Origin of the sequence: Empedobacter sp. UBA3475 (assembly GCF_002378465.1) — a bacterium.
In the GTDB taxonomy this organism is placed as follows: Bacteria; Bacteroidota; Bacteroidia; order Flavobacteriales; family Weeksellaceae; genus Empedobacter; species Empedobacter falsenii_B.
In genome coordinates this window covers 70,206-88,487 of the sequence record NZ_DFRA01000011.1, presented here as the reverse complement: position 1 = coordinate 88,487, position 18,282 = coordinate 70,206, and the positions used below count along the sequence as shown (strand labels likewise).

The 18,282-nt window shown below is 30.5% G+C and carries 15 protein-coding genes; 6 read left to right on the top strand and 9 right to left on the bottom strand.

All coding sequences use genetic code 11. The features are described 5' to 3' along the window. Window positions 1-213 precede the first annotated feature (213 nt). The 3 genes from B3I31_RS03555 to B3I31_RS03545 form a co-directional block, all read right to left on the bottom strand. The gene (locus B3I31_RS03555; protein ID WP_291047407.1) at window positions 214-1,959 is read right to left on the bottom strand and encodes a hypothetical protein; all 1,746 of its coding nucleotides are present in this window, start codon (window positions 1,957-1,959) and stop codon (window positions 214-216) included. A gap of 12 nt (window positions 1,960-1,971) precedes the next feature. Beyond that, window positions 1,972-3,123: an ATP-binding cassette domain-containing protein gene (locus B3I31_RS03550; RefSeq protein ID WP_291047405.1), complete on the bottom strand. Its 1,152-nt coding sequence runs from the start codon at window positions 3,121-3,123 to the stop codon at window positions 1,972-1,974. A 562-nt stretch (window positions 3,124-3,685) separates the two neighbouring features. Further along, window positions 3,686-4,876: a phosphoglycerate kinase gene (locus B3I31_RS03545; protein WP_291059839.1), complete on the bottom strand. Its 1,191-nt coding sequence runs from the start codon at window positions 4,874-4,876 to the stop codon at window positions 3,686-3,688. Window positions 4,877-5,418: 542 nt separating this feature from the next. On the opposite strand from B3I31_RS03545, the gene rpiB reads away from it, so the two are divergent. Beyond that, window positions 5,419-5,859 (top strand): ribose 5-phosphate isomerase B, encoded by a 441-nt coding sequence (gene rpiB / locus B3I31_RS03540; RefSeq protein ID WP_038336192.1) that lies wholly within the window; start codon window positions 5,419-5,421, stop codon window positions 5,857-5,859. 233 nt (window positions 5,860-6,092) lie between these two features. Continuing rightward, entirely contained in the window at window positions 6,093-7,097 is a 1,005-nt protein-coding gene (gene asnA / locus B3I31_RS03535; protein WP_038336194.1) for an aspartate--ammonia ligase, read from the top strand. 133 nt (window positions 7,098-7,230) lie between these two features. On the opposite strand, the gene B3I31_RS03530 is transcribed toward asnA, so the two are convergent. Beyond that, window positions 7,231-8,028: a glycosyltransferase family 25 protein gene (locus tag B3I31_RS03530; protein ID WP_291077969.1), complete on the bottom strand. Its 798-nt coding sequence runs from the start codon at window positions 8,026-8,028 to the stop codon at window positions 7,231-7,233. A 278-nt stretch (window positions 8,029-8,306) separates the two neighbouring features. Between B3I31_RS03530 and rnr the strand changes: the two genes are divergently transcribed. Next, the gene (gene rnr / locus B3I31_RS03525; protein WP_286495668.1) at window positions 8,307-10,466 is read left to right on the top strand and encodes a ribonuclease R; all 2,160 of its coding nucleotides are present in this window, start codon (window positions 8,307-8,309) and stop codon (window positions 10,464-10,466) included. A gap of 41 nt (window positions 10,467-10,507) precedes the next feature. After that, window positions 10,508-11,191: a LysE family translocator gene (locus tag B3I31_RS03520; protein ID WP_125349109.1), complete on the top strand. Its 684-nt coding sequence runs from the start codon at window positions 10,508-10,510 to the stop codon at window positions 11,189-11,191. A gap of 153 nt (window positions 11,192-11,344) precedes the next feature. On the opposite strand, the gene B3I31_RS03515 is transcribed toward B3I31_RS03520, so the two are convergent. The 5 genes from B3I31_RS03515 to B3I31_RS03495 form a co-directional block, all read right to left on the bottom strand. Beyond that, window positions 11,345-11,644: a hypothetical protein gene (locus B3I31_RS03515; RefSeq protein WP_219034088.1), complete on the bottom strand. Its 300-nt coding sequence runs from the start codon at window positions 11,642-11,644 to the stop codon at window positions 11,345-11,347. Window positions 11,645-11,767: 123 nt separating this feature from the next. Then, on the bottom strand, window positions 11,768-12,820 hold the full coding sequence (locus B3I31_RS03510; protein WP_219034089.1) for an alkaline phosphatase family protein: 1,053 nt from the start codon (window positions 12,818-12,820) through the stop codon (window positions 11,768-11,770). 57 nt (window positions 12,821-12,877) lie between these two features. Continuing rightward, window positions 12,878-13,909, bottom strand: a complete 1,032-nt coding sequence (locus tag B3I31_RS03505; protein WP_291087602.1) for a glycosyltransferase family 9 protein — start codon at window positions 13,907-13,909, stop codon at window positions 12,878-12,880. Beyond that, window positions 13,863-15,713, bottom strand: coding sequence for a monovalent cation:proton antiporter-2 (CPA2) family protein (locus tag B3I31_RS03500; RefSeq protein ID WP_291087599.1), 1,851 nt, complete (start codon window positions 15,711-15,713; stop codon window positions 13,863-13,865). Before B3I31_RS03500 ends, B3I31_RS03505 begins: the two co-directional genes overlap by 47 nt. Window positions 15,714-15,742: 29 nt before the next feature. After that, window positions 15,743-16,171, bottom strand: coding sequence for a SufE family protein (locus tag B3I31_RS03495; protein WP_038336207.1), 429 nt, complete (start codon window positions 16,169-16,171; stop codon window positions 15,743-15,745). Between the two features lie 111 nt (window positions 16,172-16,282). Between B3I31_RS03495 and B3I31_RS03490 the strand changes: the two genes are divergently transcribed. Both B3I31_RS03490 and B3I31_RS03485 read left to right on the top strand, forming a co-directional pair. Continuing rightward, window positions 16,283-17,155, top strand: coding sequence for a diacylglycerol/lipid kinase family protein (locus tag B3I31_RS03490; RefSeq protein WP_291059849.1), 873 nt, complete (start codon window positions 16,283-16,285; stop codon window positions 17,153-17,155). A gap of 157 nt (window positions 17,156-17,312) precedes the next feature. Next, window positions 17,313-18,266, top strand: coding sequence for a 2-hydroxyacid dehydrogenase (locus B3I31_RS03485; RefSeq protein WP_291059851.1), 954 nt, complete (start codon window positions 17,313-17,315; stop codon window positions 18,264-18,266). Window positions 18,267-18,282 lie beyond the last annotated feature (16 nt).

Below are 18,282 nucleotides of genomic sequence, written 5' to 3'. Positions count from 1 at the left end.
ATTAGGGTTAACCTACAAATTTTGATGGTTAACCTCTATTAATTTAAATTTTGAAAGAATATTTTAAAATTTGTGTGAGTTTAAAAATTATTATTGATTAACACAATGTGTTATTTCATTTCATAAGTAAGTTTTTTTTAAAGTAGTTTTTAAAATTCATTTTCATTCAATTATCAAGTGAAAAGCGAGCCGATTTAGCTCGCTTTTCTTTTTTTATTCTTCTGGCATTGCTTGCCATTTTTTGTAAAGATTGATGATGAAATAAAAACTTATTAAATATAAAATTGGATTGATGTAAAGAAAAATTTCTGCAAATTCTTGTAACAGCAATAATTCTTTATTTGTTTGTCTAAACTCATAAATATTCATATGTTTATTTGCTTCATATAACATTTCTTCACGCAAATCTGTGTAAAAACTAAGCATCACAATTCCAATAAAAATATTGGTCGCAACAAACCAATTAAGATTAACACCTGTCAAAACTTTATATTTTTTGGAACGTAAGCCAATTAGTGTAGTCACTATAAATGCAATGTAAAAAACAAATAAAATAATATAAGGTGTGAATTGTGTATAACCAATACTTGCATCGATAGAAATTCCGAAAACGCTTCCTAAAATTGCCAAAATTCCTGCGCCAATCAATGAAATTAACCAAACTTTGAACGAACTAAATCTGAATGTAATAATAAGAACGGTAATAACTAAAGCGATTAGTAAATAGTACTGAATATGTTCTAACCAAGTGGAACTATATTTCGAAAACTCAATATTTTCATACACTTTGTTTAAACTATCTTGGTGGATATAATCATTCAGTTTTTTATCTACAGTTTGATAAGGATCAATATAATTCAATTTATGATCAATGAAATAATACGGATATTGAGGCAAATAATCAATCCACTTTTTATGTTTGAACTGATACCCAATTTCTTGCTTTTTTAATAAATCGGTATAATTATTCAATAAATTTTCAATTACTTTTCGATCATTTTTTTGCAACAAAGCAATCCATTGTCCATCATAAAATTGATGATTTAAAGTAGAATCTTTCGGATTGTTAAAAGCCAAAACACTATAATTATACAAACTTGCTAAGTTGTAATAAACATCTGGTTTTCCACCAGAATTTAATGTTACTGCAGCAGAATCGACAACAGCATAAGTTGAATCTACAGCTACTGTAGTAGGATAGTCCATTTCTTCTTGAAATGAATCTGTAGATGAATTATTCTTTTTAAGAGGTTGATACGTTTGATTAAAATTAATTTTAGAATAACTAAATCGATCCGGAAAATAATCTCTTAATAAGGTTTCAAATTCAGGATTTCTGAAATACGGATCCAAAAAAGCATCATATGAGTATGTTGGATTTTTTCTTAAATATTCTCTCTTATTTTTTTCATATAATTCTCTTGTTTCTTTTTCCGAAACCAACGAATCAAAAGCTGGAACAGGCAAATTTCTCGAATAATTATCGTACCCAAAATTTGGTTGCAACGTAAAACCTTGCGCTCTATTGATAATATCGATATCTTTCAAATATTGCTCTTCAGTTATATAATTTGAAACACGAAATTTAAGACCAGTTTTGAACGAATTTGGTACATAAAACATCAAAAATATAATGAAGAAAACGGCCAAAAATTCTTTGAATAAATAATTTCTTGAGGTTGGATAATTTGATTTGAAACGATTATTTTTTATATAGAAATACAACCAAATAACGCCGATAATGTCACCAATTAATAGGTAATAAATTGCAATTCCTGAGTTGAAAAACACTTCATAAAGTCCAGTTACTTGCAGTTGAGATTTTTTAGTAAAAAACAAAAAACCATTGATAAATGCAATCAAGTTGAAAACTAAAACCGTCAACAAAATCCAAATAAATTTCAGATTCCAAATCAATGGATATTTGGTAATTAAAGTTTGATTTATTTTTTTGAACATAGTTGGTTGGTTTTAATTGACAAAAAAGCGACGACTTGATTTCGAAATATCTCGAATGTATTTTACTTTCAATAATGATTTTCCGATTTCAGACAAAATCATATTCATCGAAATTTCATCATCAAAATATGCGATATATGATCCTCCATTGAATTTTATCTGTTTAATTTCGATGTTAGATAAAGCTGTTAATAACTCTTCTTTGGTATTTTCAACATCAATTTCAACAATCGTAAAATCACCTTCCAAATCATTTGTATCTCCTTGTATTTTAAGCTTTCCTTGCTCTAAAAAGAGAACTTCTGTCGATACTTTTTCAACTTCGTACAATTGTTGAGAACTCAAAATAACACCAAAAGGATTTCGGATTGATTGTGATAAAAATTTCAAATCTTCAAGAATAATTTGTTGTGCCAAAATATCTAAATTAGCCAAAGGCTCATCTAACAACAATACTTTTGGACGACGCAATAACGTTCGCGCGAGCTCGAATCGCATTTTATAACCAGACGACAATTGTCGCCATTGCAAATCCTTGTAAGGCCAAAGCCCCAAACGCGCCAACATAACATTCGCTAATAACCTATTTTCTTCGTTGTAAATATCATAACATGTCAAGGTAAATTGCAGATTTTCCATCAACGTACCATATAAAACTTCGATTCGTTGCGGCACATAAACTAATTTTGTTTTCAGCTCAAAACTAAACGGTTTTGCTTTAGAAAAATGATAAATTATTTCGCCAGAAGTTGGTTTCAATTCACCACAAATTAAACGTAATAAAGTCGTTTTTCCATTTCCATTCTCTCCAACTAATCCAACAACTTCTCGTGATTTCAAATCAAAAGTAATGGGATGGAGTTTAAAATTTCGACGATGATAAGCTTTTTCAACATTGTTGGTTGATATCAATGTTTCTTCTTTCTGAAAGGGAGGAGGAGAAGCTTGTTTTAACTTTTCCACCAATTGTAAAGCCTGCGTTATTTTATTTTCGTTCGTAGAATTTTCGGTGTAATAAAGATCCGAATAGGAGATAATCTCTTTGTAAAAAGATTTCTCACCCAAATCCAACACGCAATCAATTAATCGGCGATAGCCCAAATCAAGATCATTGTGCTGCAAATGATTTTCTACTTCGTTTAGTCGTTGGTTAAATTCATTCATAGATTGATTATTAAATCATTACGAATATAACAATCCTTTTCTATAAATAAAATGGCTAATTGTAGGGAGATTTCAGTTTCAACAATTTTTGATAAACTTTCTTAATTACTTTTTAATTCATTATTTATCAAGTTTTTATAATTAACAATTTTAACTTTATTAAATCAATTTAGTTCTAAAATCATCATTATTCACAAGTTTTAATAAAGTTTATTCATAACTTTTTAATTCATTTATATTGAATAGTTTACTATTAACAATTTGAGTAATTAATCAAGCTATAAACATTCTTTTTATAACTCAGTTGAAAAGTAGTTAATTTATTAAATAACAAGTGATTAATATTAACAATTTTAGAATCATTGAGATTCCTCCTAACGTTGGAATGGCAGAAAATTTGATGCTAAAAAAAAATGTCATTCTGAACGAAACGACAGCAAAGTGAAGAACCTAATCATTAAGATGAGAAGTTGAAATAAATTCAGCTTAACAATTAAGACAAAAAAAGTCGAGCAAATGCTCGACTTAATTTTTTACTATTTTAAGTATTTTTTTCCTTTTCTTATTTTAAAATCGCAGCAACTCCTGGTAATTCTTTACCTTCCAACGATTCTAACATTGCACCACCTCCTGTAGAAACGTAGCTTACTTTGTCGTCGTAACCAAATTGTTTTACGAAAGCAACAGAATCTCCACCACCAACAAGCGAGAAAGCGCCGTTTGCCGTAGCTTCAGCAATTGCATCACCTAAAGCAATAGTTCCTTTTGCAAAATTTGACATTTCAAAAACACCTAAAGGACCATTCCAAAGAATTGTTTTCGAATTGTTAATTACATCTGCAAAAACTTTTGACGATTCTTCACCAACATCCATTCCCATCCATCCATCAGGAATTTGATCCGAAGGAACTGTTTGTGTATTTGCATCATTACTGAAATTATCAGCAATTACATTGTCAACCGGTAAATAAACTTTTACATTATGTTTTTCACATTCAGCCAAAATTTCTTTCGCTAAATCTAATTTATCATCTTCTACCAACGAATTTCCAATATTTCCGCCATTTGCTTTTACAAATGTATACGTCATTCCACCACCAATAATCAAGTTATCAATAACGGGTAAAATATTGTTGATAATCGTAATTTTAGAAGATACTTTAGCTCCTCCAAGTACCGCTGTTACAGGTTTTTCTCCGTCTGATAACACTTTGTTAATAGCTGTTAATTCTTGTTCCATTAACAAACCAAAACATTTATTTCCCGGGAAAAATTCAGCAATAATTGCAGTCGAAGCATGTGCGCGGTGTGCTGTTCCGAAAGCGTCATTCACATAAATATCTCCAAATTGAGCCAATGATTTTGCAAAGTCTTTATCTCCAGCTTCTTCCTCATTATGGAAACGAACATTCTCCAATAATAAAACTTGGCCTGGTTTTAGATTACTAACTTTTTGTTTCGCATCATCGCCAATAACATCATTCGCAACGATCACATCAACACCAAGAATTTCTGAAACTTTTGATGCAATATGTTTTAATGAATATTTATCATTGAATTCGCCTTTAGGACGTCCCAAATGACTCATTAATACAACAGCGCCACCATCTTTCAATATTTTGTCGATCGTTGGTTTTGCAGCTCTAATACGTGTATCATCTGTCACATTTAAATTTTCGTCTTGCGGAACATTGAAGTCAACACGAATCAATGCTTTCTTGTTTTCGAAATTGTAGTCGTTGATTGTTTTCATATTTTGATTTGAAATTTTGAACTACACAAAAGTAATCAAACTTTCATTTTGAGACTTAAAATCATTCAATACAATTTTCAACTATTAACAATTCATAATAATATATATAGTTTAATTAATTTTTAAATTTTAAAAAAAGAAAAAAATGTTACTATTATTAGCACTGTTAATATGTGGATAACTAAAGTGAGATAAATTTTATTTAATAGCAATTAACAAGCTATTATTTGTAATTTTGTTTTGTAATGAAAGAGTTAGATATTCTATCAACAATTTATCATTTTGGTTGATAAACAACTTTTGTTAAAAAGAAGTTTTGTGAAAACTATTCATAACGGTGTGTAAATCTTTTATGCCAAAATGAAAACTTTTACTTGACTTGTATTGATTTATTTCTAATTGATTTTTTGAATCAGATTTCCAAATTTTTCTCTCGAAAAGTTATTAGTTTTATTCAATCATCTTTTAACAAGTTGTTACTTTTACTTAACATTTGATTTACAATTATTTAAACAAAAACAACAAAAACACCTGTTAATTAAATGAAAATTGCAATCGGAGCGGACCATGCTGGGTTCGATTATAAGGAGAAATTAGTACCCTTTTTAACAAGTCAAGGATTTGAGGTTGAGGATTTTGGTACGTTCTCAACAGCGAGTGTTGATTACCCTGATTTTGCACACCCAACGGCACAAGCTGTGGAAGATGGAAAAGCAGATTTCGGAATTTTGATTTGTGGTAGTGCGCAAGGCGTTACAATGACTGCAAATAAACACCAAGGAATTCGTGCTGCATTATGTTGGATGATGGATATTGCCAAGTTAGCTCGTCAACACAATAATGCAAATGTGTTAACTTTACCTGCACGCTTTATTGCGTATGAATATGCAGAAGAAATTGTGAATACATTTTTAGCAACAGAATTTGAAGGTGGTCGTCACCAAGGACGCGTAGATAAAATTGCTTGTTCATACAACGGATAATTTTATACATCTATTATAAGATATAAAATCGGTCAATTCGTTAGAGTTTACCGATTTTTATTTTAAAAATTAAATTTAAAACTATTATAAAGTTTAAATAGTTAAGTATAAACAATATTTTATATTTAAAATTAAATATTTTTAAACCAATTTAAGTCAATAGTATATTTATTGATTTTAGCTGTTCTACTTTTACATCAGTTAAAAAAACAAATCATTTAAAGATTAAAAAGATGAGCAGAGCATTATTACGTAGAGAACAAGCAATCTCTTTTGTAAAAGAAGAATTTTCGAAAGGATTACAAAAAGAATTAAACATTATTCCAGTTTCTGGACCATTGGTAGTTTTGGATGGAACAGGTATTAATGATGATTTGAATAGTATCGAAAGACCTGTAAAATTCCCTATAAAATCTTTGAATGATAAAAATGCGGTAGTTGTACATTCTTTGGCAAAATGGAAACGTATTCGTTTGAAAGAATTAGAAATTGAGCCAGGCGAAGGAATTATAACAGATATGCGCGCTTTGCGTCCAGACGAAGATTATTCGCCAATTCACTCTATTTATGTGGATCAATGGGATTGGGAAAAAGTAATTGTGCCGCAAGATCGCCAATTGGATTATCTTTTTTCGACAGTAAAATCGATTTATGAAGTTATTAAAAAAACGGAGCAAAATGTAGAAGCAAAATATCCACAATTGAAAGCTGTTTTACCAGAACAAATTACATTTATTTCGTCTGAAGATTTATTACAGAAATATCCAACTCTTACGCCGAAAGAAAGAGAAAATGCAATTTGTAAAGAATTTGGAGCTGTTTTTATTTACGGAATTGGAGGAGAATTGAGTAATGGAGAATTACACGATGCACGTGCTGCTGATTATGACGATTGGAGTACAGAAAACAGTGCTGGTTTTAGAGGTCTTAATGGTGATATTTTAGTTTGGAACCCTGTTTTAGAATCTGCTTTCGAGTTATCCTCGATGGGAATTCGTGTAGATAAAGAAGCTTTGACCAAACAATTAGAAATTAGAGATTTTTCGGATCGTAAAAATTTATTATTTCACTCGATGTTGTTAGATGATCAGTTAACAGAATCAATTGGAGGTGGAATTGGACAATCTCGTATGTGTATGTTTATGTTGAAATCTCGACACATTGGCGAAGTACAAGCGAGTATTTGGGACGGAAAAGTAAAAGAAAAATTAAAAGAAGAAAGCATCGAATTATTATAAATGAAAAAGCAGTTTCAAAGTCTTGAAACTGCTTTTTTTGTATTTTATATCGAAATTAACAATGTTTATAACTGTTGATAAAGGTTGTAAATTTATTTTAATTCAGTAACTTAATAAGTGTAATAATTGTTGATTAAGAAATTCTTTCATTTTTCTTCACAATAAAACTATCATAGAATTTTTTGAAACCATGATGATTAATCAAATAGAAATATTTAGGAAATAATCGATTCAATTCGTATTGAATTTGTTTTGGAAATTTAGACTTTCTTAAACTGCGATTAATCTGAATTTGCGTTTCTACTGGAGCTGGTTTAACAAGCGATGGAAGAAGGTTGTAAATTCTTAAATCAAATTCCCAAGCATGCTGCAAATCACAATCAATTGGACGTTGAATCATAGGTAGTGGCGTTTTAATTTTATTCAAAAATTTTTCTGCGGCCTTTCTTGTCCAAATGGCTGCAATTGTTGTGATTGGAATACTCGTTCCACAAGCACCAATAATGTATTTATTATTCACATCAGCAATTTTTATATGTTTTCTTTTTCCGTTAAATAGCTTCAAAACATCCCATTTATGCTTGTTAGAAAGTTCTTCATAATTAGAAAGAGCATTTTCTACAGCAGATTTAAAATCATCAACCAAAATTGCATCATCTTCTATAATCAAAGCAAAATCATTTTCAGAAGCCAAAAAAGTTTCTAGCGTTTTCACATGACTCAAATAACAACCAATTTCTCCAGGAACTAAATCGCGGTCATATTTATTTTTTATTTTATAGGTTGACGAATCCAAAGTTTTGGCATCTACAGCAGAAATTCTTTCGTAAGTAATCTCACATTTTTCGAATTCTTTTTGCATCAATTCAAGCCGATCCGTAGCTCTATCAAGGTTAATCAAGTAAGTTTGATATAATGGTTTAGTTTTCATTCAATTAATTATCAATGCAAAAATAGCTTTTTTGGCTCAATTTTCGCAATAAATCAAAACGTTACAAGTAATCTTATCCTTTCCGTAACATAGAATTGGCTGTAAAATGTTATTTTAGAAAAAGGATATATTACCTTTGCAGTGGTTATGTTGTTTATTAACATCTTATCAATAGTTATTAAAAATAATTTAATAATCAAATAATTAAGATGTTTATTTATTAACTATTTTAAAATAAATCTCGAAAAAAAAAGAAGAGATTTGACAGAAAACAAATTATGCCAAGAAGAAATTTTAAAAATACAAAGGCGAAAAAAGACAAAAACATAACAAAGTTTACGAAGTCTATCATCGAAGTTTTATTTCAAAATCCGAATAAACCTTTAAATTATAAACAAATTGCAGCAGCTTTAAACCTAACAAATCGAATTGATACAGAATTATTGATTAAGAATTTGAATGTTTTATTAGCTGACAAAAAGATTTCTGAAGTAGAAAGAGGAAAATACAAAATCAATGCAACCAATGATTATATGGTTGGGATTGCGGATTTGACTTCTTCGGGAAGCGCTTATATTATGATTGATGGTCTTGAACAAGATGTCTTTGTACAAAAAGGAAAAACGCGAAATGCCTTAATGGGCGATACGGTTCGCGTATATGTTTATCCAAAAAAACATGCCAATCAATCGAGAGCAGAAGGAGAAATTGTAGAAATTATCGAGCGTAATAAAACTGAATTTACAGGTATTTTCGAGTTAGGAAAGAACGGAAATTTTGGTTTTGTAACGATGCAAAATGGTAACCACGATTTCTTTATTCCGAAAGAGAAAATTAAAAATGCTCAACCAGGAGAAAAAGTTGTGGTTCGATTAACAAATTGGCCAGAAGGATCTAATTCACCATTTGGTGAAATCACGCAAGTTTTGGGTAGTCCAGACGATACGGATGTAGAAATTCATGCAATTTTGTTAGAATACGATTTGCCAGCACAATTTCCAGAGGAAGTTGAAGAAGAAGCAAATCAGTTGGATACTTCGATAGATGAAGCTGAAGCTGCTCGTCGTAGAGATATGCGAAATGTAACGACATTTACAATCGACCCGAAAGATGCAAAAGATTTTGATGATGCTTTATCAATACGAAAATTAGAGAATGGAAACTGGGAAATTGGTGTTCACATTGCCGATGTTACACATTATGTTCGTCCAGGTTCGTTGATCGAGCAAGAAGCATACAAGCGTGCAACTTCTGTTTATTTGGTGGATAGAGTAGTGCCAATGTTGCCAGAAGTGTTGTCGAATGTTGCGTGTTCTTTGCGTCCAAACGAAGATAAATATACGTTTTCGGGAGTTTTCGAAATGGATGATAATGCGAAGATTGTAAAAACATGGTTTGGTCGTACTGTTACACATTCGGATAGACGTTTTACATATGAAGAAGCACAAGAAATTATCGAAGGAAAAGATGGCGATTTTAAAGATGAAATCTTGACTTTAGATCGTTTAGCCAAAACAATGCGCCAAAAACGTATGAAATATGGAGCGGTTAATTTTGATAAAGTTGAAGTAAAATTCGATTTAGATCAAGCGCATAATCCACAAGGAATTTTCTTCAAAATTTCGAAAGATTCGAATAAATTGATTGAAGAATTCATGTTATTATGTAACAAAAAAGTTTCAGAATTCATTAGTTTAGATAAACATGGAAAAGAGAATGCGAACACTTATATTTATCGAGTTCACGATGATCCAAATCCAGATAAACTATTAGACTTAAAAAATTTTATTCGTCAATTTGGGTATGAATTAGAGATTGGAGATCGTAAAACAACTATCAATTCTATGAATAAGTTGTTAGCAGAAGTGAAAGGAAAACCAGAAGAAAATATGGTTGAAACTTTGGCAATGCGAACAATGGCGAAAGCAAAATATACAACAGAGAATATAGGACATTACGGTTTAGCGTTCGATTATTACACGCATTTTACATCGCCAATTCGTCGTTATCCAGATATGATGGCGCACCGATTGTTGCAAGATTATTTAGATGATAAAAAATCTCCTGCAGCAGCTGTTTACGAAGATAAAGCAAAACATTGTTCTTCTCGCGAAAAAATTGCTGCAGAAGCAGAAAGAGAGTCAATCAAATATATGCAAGTAAAATACATGGAGCAATTTGTTGGCGAAACTTTTGATGCTTTTATTACAGGTGTACAAGATTATGGAATCTTTGTTGAAATCCCAGAAACGCGTTGCGAAGGTTTGATTCGTTCTCGTGCTATGAAAGGTGATCATTTTGTTTTTGACGAAAAAAATCATGCTTTAATAGGTAAACGCACACGTGTTAAATATCAGTTAGGAAGTCCGGTTAGAATCAAAGTTTTAAATGCTGATTTAATCAAGAAGCAATTAGATTTTGAATTAGTTGATGCTTAAGTTTCATATTTTAGACTTATCTTGCAGACCTTAATTATGTTATGGAAATAATATTTTCGGCCATACTAATAGGTTTTTTGTTAAGTACAATTCTTATTGGACCTGTATTTTTCTTACTTATTGAAACCAGTTTGCGTAGAAGTTGGAAAACCGCTGTAGTCCTAGATTTAGGGGTTATTGCAGCTGATATTTTGTGTATTGCAGCAGCCTATTACGGAAGTAAAGATTTTACAGATTATGTGACCAATCATCCAAAGTTTTACCGCATTTATATCATTGCAGGTTTCTTTGTATTGATTTACGGAATTTTCATGTATTTCTCTAAACCAAAGCTACATATAGAAGGCGAAGCGGGATTTGTAAGCAACAATTATTTGAGAACGTTTATCAATGGATTTATTATGAATTTGTTGAATATCGGTGTCATTGTTTTTTGGTTTGTAATTGTCTCTTCAATTATGATTCAATATCCAAATCCAAGCGATTTTATGCTGTATATGGGCGTTGTTTTGACGACCTATTTTGTAATAGATTTGGGTAAAATATTTTTGGCAGGAAAACTTCAAAAACGTTTTACCGATCAAAAAGTATTTATGGTGCGAAAAGGAGTTGGTATTTGTCTTTTAGTCTTTGGATTAATCATTATCTTAAAAGGTTTCGGATTCTTTAAAGAAATCGATCAAAAAATAGAGAATCAGCTCATTAATCAAGAACAAACAAGTTAGAAATATAAACTCCCATCAAATTTTTTGATGGGAGTTTTTTTATTTCTACTTTATAAAAATAATCTAATTGATTATTGATATCATGAAAAATAAAATAAATAATTAAGTACAAAATAAGGTTGATAATGATGTAATAAAATATGTATTTTAGCATTAATTACAATTCATAAAACCTGTTTTTTTTATTTCTTCTATCAATTTATCAGGATTAGAAACTCTGAAAATTATTTTTGAATCATATTTAGGATTTTTATGAAGAATTTTAATTCCTTTTTCAAAAAAATCGTTAGATGGAATTATATCTATAATATCTTTTTTTAAAAGGATTATTTTAAAGAAAAACAAATAATTTATTATTAACTTATCTTCATAAATATTTATTTGAGCAAGTAAACTTGACATTCTAATAGAGCCTATTATAAGACCTCCCGATTTTGTATAAAGATTGTTCATATTTTTTTAGGTTAAATTATTGATATTGTGAGAGTGAAGTTTTGAATAAATAATTTTACAGTTAGGAATGCTCTGAAAGGCATATTTTATCGTTTTAAACTGCATATCCAAAGCAGACAAATCTTACTTCAATAACGACTTCCCAGAATCCTTATAATTCCATGTTTTTACTTTCATCAAATCAGCAATTGTAGAGGCAATTTGATTGAGATAAGTTTGTTTCTGTTTGAATTTTTTAGGATTAATCCCATTTCCAATCATCAAAATAAAACCTTCGTCTGATCCAGGAATTTCATCATAATGTTCTGGCCATTGTCTTCCATTTCCACGTCCGTGATCAGTTGTTACAATAATAGTTGTTTGATCTTTATAGAATGGATCGCTTTGTACATAATTCCATAATTCCTCAATCATTCTATCATTGCGATTTATTGAAGTAATATATTGATCGTAATCTTCATCATGTCCGTAATCATCAGCTTCTCCATAACCAATAAAAAGTAATTTTGGCTTTTGATTTTTCATCGCTTCTAACGCAAATTCGTGCGTAAAAATATCAAATCTAGTTGCCCACCATTGTTTTGGTGTTTCTAATTGAAAACGTTCGATAAGCAATTCTCGTTCAGATTTGTTTTGATTAAAACTATCTTGATATCCAGCATTTACAAACAATTTAGAACGTTCTTGATTGAAAATATTTGTATACATTCTCCAGCTTCCAAAAGCCATTACCTTATTGTTTAAATTCTTTTGTTGATTTGCAATTTCAAAAACTGAAACATTAGGATTCGGAATATCTTTGTTATTTTTAATTCGCTCATCATCAGCTTTTCCTGTAATAATTTCGTTGTATCCAGGATAAGACCATAATCTTTTGTTGGTCAAATTAACAAAGTTTTGTTCATCACGATTTCCTAAAATAACTCCTTTGTCTTTAATCGTTTTCCACGTAAATGGCATCAATAATTCGCGACGTTTTATAGAATCTTCTGTCCAATATTTTTCATTAGTTTGAACAATAAGTGAGTTGTATTTTTTATCATTTAAAATTGATTTTTCAACTCCTCGGAAAACTTCTTTCCAACGAACACCATCCAGCGTAACCAAAATAACTTTCGGTTCTTGAGCAAATAAAAAATTTGAGAATAAGGCAAGAATAAGAAATGTATACTTCATGTGATTATAATTTCTTATAAAAATAGGAAAAGCATCGATATGATGCTTTTAAAAGTATTATTTTTCTAATTTATCGACGATTTGTTCATAAATATCTTCGGCACTCAAATTTTGAAAATAATCATAATTTTGAAACTTTTTTGGATCTTTTCCAAAGATAGAAGTTGGACGAATTTTCATCGTTTCGTCTTGTATCACATCATTCATAGATTGACCATAACCTAAAAATCCAGCAAATGGATGCGTTCCACCCCAAATAGAAATTGTGCGTGTTCCCATCAACGAAGCTAAATGCATGTTTGCGCTATCCATAGAAATCATTACTTCTAATTTAGCAATTGCTTGTAATTCTTCTTCAAAAGAGATTGTTCCAGCTAAAGATTTGATGTTAGGATTAAAACTTTCCCACGTTTTTAATTCATCAATTTCAATTTTTCCACCGCCAAATAAATAAATTTTGTACCCATTTTCAGCTAATTTCTTCGCAACGATTTTCATCTTTTCGATGGGATACATTTTACTTGTAAAGGCTGCAAAAGGCGCAATTCCAATTGATTTAGATTCTTTAATCGATTTTGGTTCGATTTTATGCTTTAAATTGACGTTAAAACCAAGTTGACGTAAAACATCAGCATAGCGTTCAGTTGTTAATTTTAATTGCTTAAAAACGCGATTTTTTTGATTGACTAAAGCTCTTTTCTCTGTACGACCTTTGTCTAAAGTGGCCGTTTTTGTTCCGTTAAGTTTAAATAGAGTTGTAATTATTTTTGATCGGATTACATTATGAAAATCAGCTACATAATCAAAATTATATTGTTTTAATTCTTTGTATAATTTGAACAAACTAAAAAAGCTTTTGTATTCTTTGTTCAAATCAACCGAAATAAATTTGATTTGAGGAAATTGCTTGAAAATATTTCCCATAAAAGGACGCGAAGCAACATAAACTTCGATATTAGGATTTTGTTCAATAAACTCTTGTAAAACAGGAGCAATCATTGTGACATCACCCAACGCAGAAAAACGTAAAACTAATAGTTTTTTATGATTCGTCTTCTCCATTACTTCTATTGTTAATTTCTTTTGCAACCATTTTCATTTGCTTTTCAAATTCTTGCTTAGATGCTTCAAAATATTGATCCGAATTTTCGGCATGTTTTGCAATTTTACGCAACGACTTTCGGTCACTTTTTATGAAAATTTCCCCAATTTTAGACGCTTCTTCAGGTGAAAAACCATATTTTATAAGGATTTGTCTACCAACGTAAACAGATGAGAAAAAGTTTTCTCGATAAACTTCGTCTATACCATCTTTCAAATAATTATACGCATAACTACGATTTTTTGCACGAACAATAATTTCTAAATTCGGAAAGTTTTTACGAACAATATAAACTAATTTTTGATTAATTTCTGGCGGATCCAAAGCAGCTACAAAATATTTTGCATGTTCAGCACCAGCCGATTTTAGTAAGTTAACATTTGTTGCATCACCATAGAAAACATTAAAACCCTGCTTGCGCATTTTCTCTACACGCTCGCTATCATTATCCAAAACAATTGATTTTATTCCAGTACTTTTCAAGACACGACTAATTGTATTTCCAAAATCTCCAAAACCTGCGATGATAATTTGTCCATCAGCTGAATTTGGATTTATTTTATCGTTTTCAATGATTGTTTTTACTTTTGTTTTTACACCAAAATATTTTAGAATTAATTTTTCATTTAAGACTAAAAGTAAAGGCGTAATCACCATTGTAATAGCTGTTGTTGCTAACATCAAATCGTACCATTCTTTGTTTAGAATATCTAAATTTCGAGTCAATGATAAGATAACAAAAGCAAATTCTCCGACTTGTGATAAAAGTAAAATGAACAACCATTTTTGATCAAAATCAAATTTATGTTTGATTCCAATAAACCATAAAACCAATGATTTTATTAACATTATTCCAAATGTTAATCCAAGAATCATGAAAGGTTTATCTGCAATTAATTTGAAGTTAATCGTTGATCCAACTGCAATAAAAAAGATTCCTAATAATAATGATTTGAACGGCTCTATATCACTTTCTAATTGATGTTTATATTCGTTATTTGCCAAAACAACACCTGCGATAAATGCTCCTAAAGCAGGAGAAATTCCAACTTTTTGCATCAAAATTGAAACTCCAATCACTAAAAGTAGGGCAGAAGCGGTGTAAATTTCTCGAACTTGTAATTGTCCTACATACTTGAAATAAGGTGTAATAATGTACTTTGCAATTACGTAAATAAATGTTATTGCACCAACAATAACTAAGGTTTTCATGAACGCTGGTCCACCAACTAACAAACTTTTAGAATCATCTCCAATGGACTGAATCAAGGAATCTCCAACTAAAAGTGGAATAATTGCTAAGATTGGAATCACCATAATATCTTGAAACAATAAAACTGAAAAAGTTGATTTTCCTATACTTGTTTTGGTCAACCCTTTTTCGCTAAGTGTTTGCATAATAATGGCTGTTGAAGACATGGTTATTGCAAAAGCTATAGAAATAGCCAAAGAAAAATCCATTTTCAAGGCAAACATTCCGACTAAAGTTGCAATAATTATTGTCCCCAAAACTTGCATTCCACCAAGGTTGATGATTTTATTTTTCATCTTCCAGAATTCCTTTGGATCAAGTTCTAATCCGACTAAAAAAAGCATCATCACTACACCAAATTCTGTGGCGTGCATAATGTCTGTTCCGTCATTGCCAACAAATTTCAGCACATAAGGTCCAATTAAAACTCCTGCAATTAAGTAACCCAAAACCGAACCCATTCCTAATTTTTTGGAAATAGGAACGCAGATTACAGCGGAAAAAAGAAAAATAAATGCTTGGCCTAAAAAGTCGTTCATTATTTTATAAGGTTGATTAGATGATGCGTCTAACTATTATTTTGTTTTGATTGAAATGCAATCGCATAAAATTTGAATTGTTTTATCATCGCCAATAATCCGTTAGCACGAGTTGGTGATAAAAATTCTGATAAACCAATTTCGTTGATAAAATCTGTATCCGATTCTAAAATATCTTTTGGCGTTTGATGATTATACATTCTCACCAATAATGCCGCAATTCCTTTTGGTAAAATAGCATTAGAATCAGCTTTAAATTCGATAGTATCGCCGTCTAATTCTGCATCTAACCAAACAGAAGATTGACAACCTTTGATGATTTTATCATCTGTTTTTGCTTCTTCTGGTAAAGTATTTAAACTTTTTCCTAACTCGATTAAATATTCGTAGCGTTGTTCCCAATCTTCAAAAAATGAGAATTCGTCTACTATTTCGTTTTGAATTTCTTTAATTTTCATACTACAAAGTTAGAAAGTTTTTGATAGTTATTCTTCAAAAAAAGACGTTAAATAGCTTGATTCTTTTAGATTTCTTATTTTTGTGTTTTGATAAATTTCAATTCCCAAAAAATGAAGTACACTTTCATTGTTAATCCAAATTCTGGAAACGGAAAACACGATATTTCGCTCGATTTTTTACAATCAAAATTTGATTCTTCAGATGAAATCGTTTTGAAAGAAACTGCTTATCAATTTCATGCAAAAGAATTGGTGAAGGAGGCGATTGCAGAAAATTCGGATGTGATTGTAGCTTGCGGTGGTGATGGGACAATCAATGAAGTGGCGAGTGCTTTGGTGAAAAAAAATATTCCGTTGGGAATAATTCCTGCCGGATCTGGAAATGGTTTGGCAACAAATCTTAATATTCCGAAAGATCCTAACAAAGCGATTGAAATTATCAAATCAAATGCTATTCACAAAATTGATGTTGGTAGAGTAGAGGACAAGTATTTTTTTAGCAATTTAGGTTTTGGGATTGATGCAGAAGTTATCAAAACGTATGAAGAAAATCAAAAGCGTACGATTACTGGTTATGTTGACGCTTCTGTGAAAACGTTGTTGAATTATAAATCTAAATTGTTTCGTCTTTATATAGATGATGTAATTATCGAGAAGAGTTTTTATTATCTTTTCTGTTCTAATTCTAACATTTCTGGTTATGGGATCTCTTTTACACCCAAGGCTGATTTGTCTGATGGAGAATTGGATTTATTGATGATTGAAGATTTAGATGTTTTCGAACAATTTTATTTTTCGGTATTGGTTTTAGCCAAGAAAATTGATTTATTAGACAAAGCAAAGTATCGAAAAGTGAAAAAATTCAAGATTGAAAGTTTAGATAATAATCCGATTACGTATCAACTTGATGGAGAGATTCATAATACCGATTCACTTCAAGTAAAAGTTAAGGTATTACCAAATGCGTTGAAAATCATTTTTTAAACCTTAATTATCTAATTAATTAACAATATAAATTATACATTTTCAATTAATTAAATTGTTATTAACTGAGTTATAAACGATTTGTTTGTAACCAATATCATCATCAATTTATTTATTAATCTTCGCTTTCGTTGTAACTTTGATTAAAATTTTTACAATGAATACGCCTTATAAAATTTTAGCAATCGATTCTAATCATGAATGTCTGAATAATGGACTTCGCGAAGCGGGGTTTATTGTTGATGAAGATTATACTTCGCCCAAAGAAATCATCGAACAAAAGATCAATGAATATAATGGAATGATTGTAAGGAGTAGATTTCCAATTGATAAAGATTTTTTGGCAAAAGCAACGAATTTAAAGTTTATTGGTAGAGTAGGGGCAGGCTTGGAGAATATTGACGAAGAGTTTGCTGCCGAAAATAACATTGTTTTATTTAATTCTCCCGAAGGTAACAGAGATTCTGTTGGTGAACATGCGATTGGTATGTTGTTGATGTTGATGCATCATTTGCGTAGAGCTGATAACGAAGTTCGTAATGGAATTTGGAAACGCGAAGAAAATCGTGGTGATGAATTGAAAGGAAAAACTGTTGGGATTATAGGTTACGGAAATATGGGAAATGCTTTTGCGAGACGTTTGCAAGGTTTCGAAGTCAATGTGATTTGCTACGATATTTTATCAAACAAAGGAAATGAATTTGCAAAACAAGTTTCGTTAGAAGAATTTTTTGAGGAAGCTGATGTTGTAAGTTTACATACGCCACAAACGCCAGAAACGATGCAAATGATTAATGCAGAATTTATTTCTAACTTCAAAAAAACATTTTATTTTGTGAATACAGCGCGTGGTAAATCTGTTGTAACAAAAGATTTGGTTGAAGCAATGAAAACAGGAAAAATTTTAGGAGTAGCTTTAGATGTTTTAGAATTTGAAAAATCGAGTTTTGAGAAATTAGTTGCATCTGATTTACCAGAAGAATTTCAGTATTTAATCCAAGCGGATAATGTTGTTTTGGCGCCACATATTGCAGGTTGGACGCATCAAAGTAAAGTGAAATTAGCAGAGTTTATTCGTGATAAAATAATTGATTGGAAGAATAATCAGTAATGATTAATTGATATAA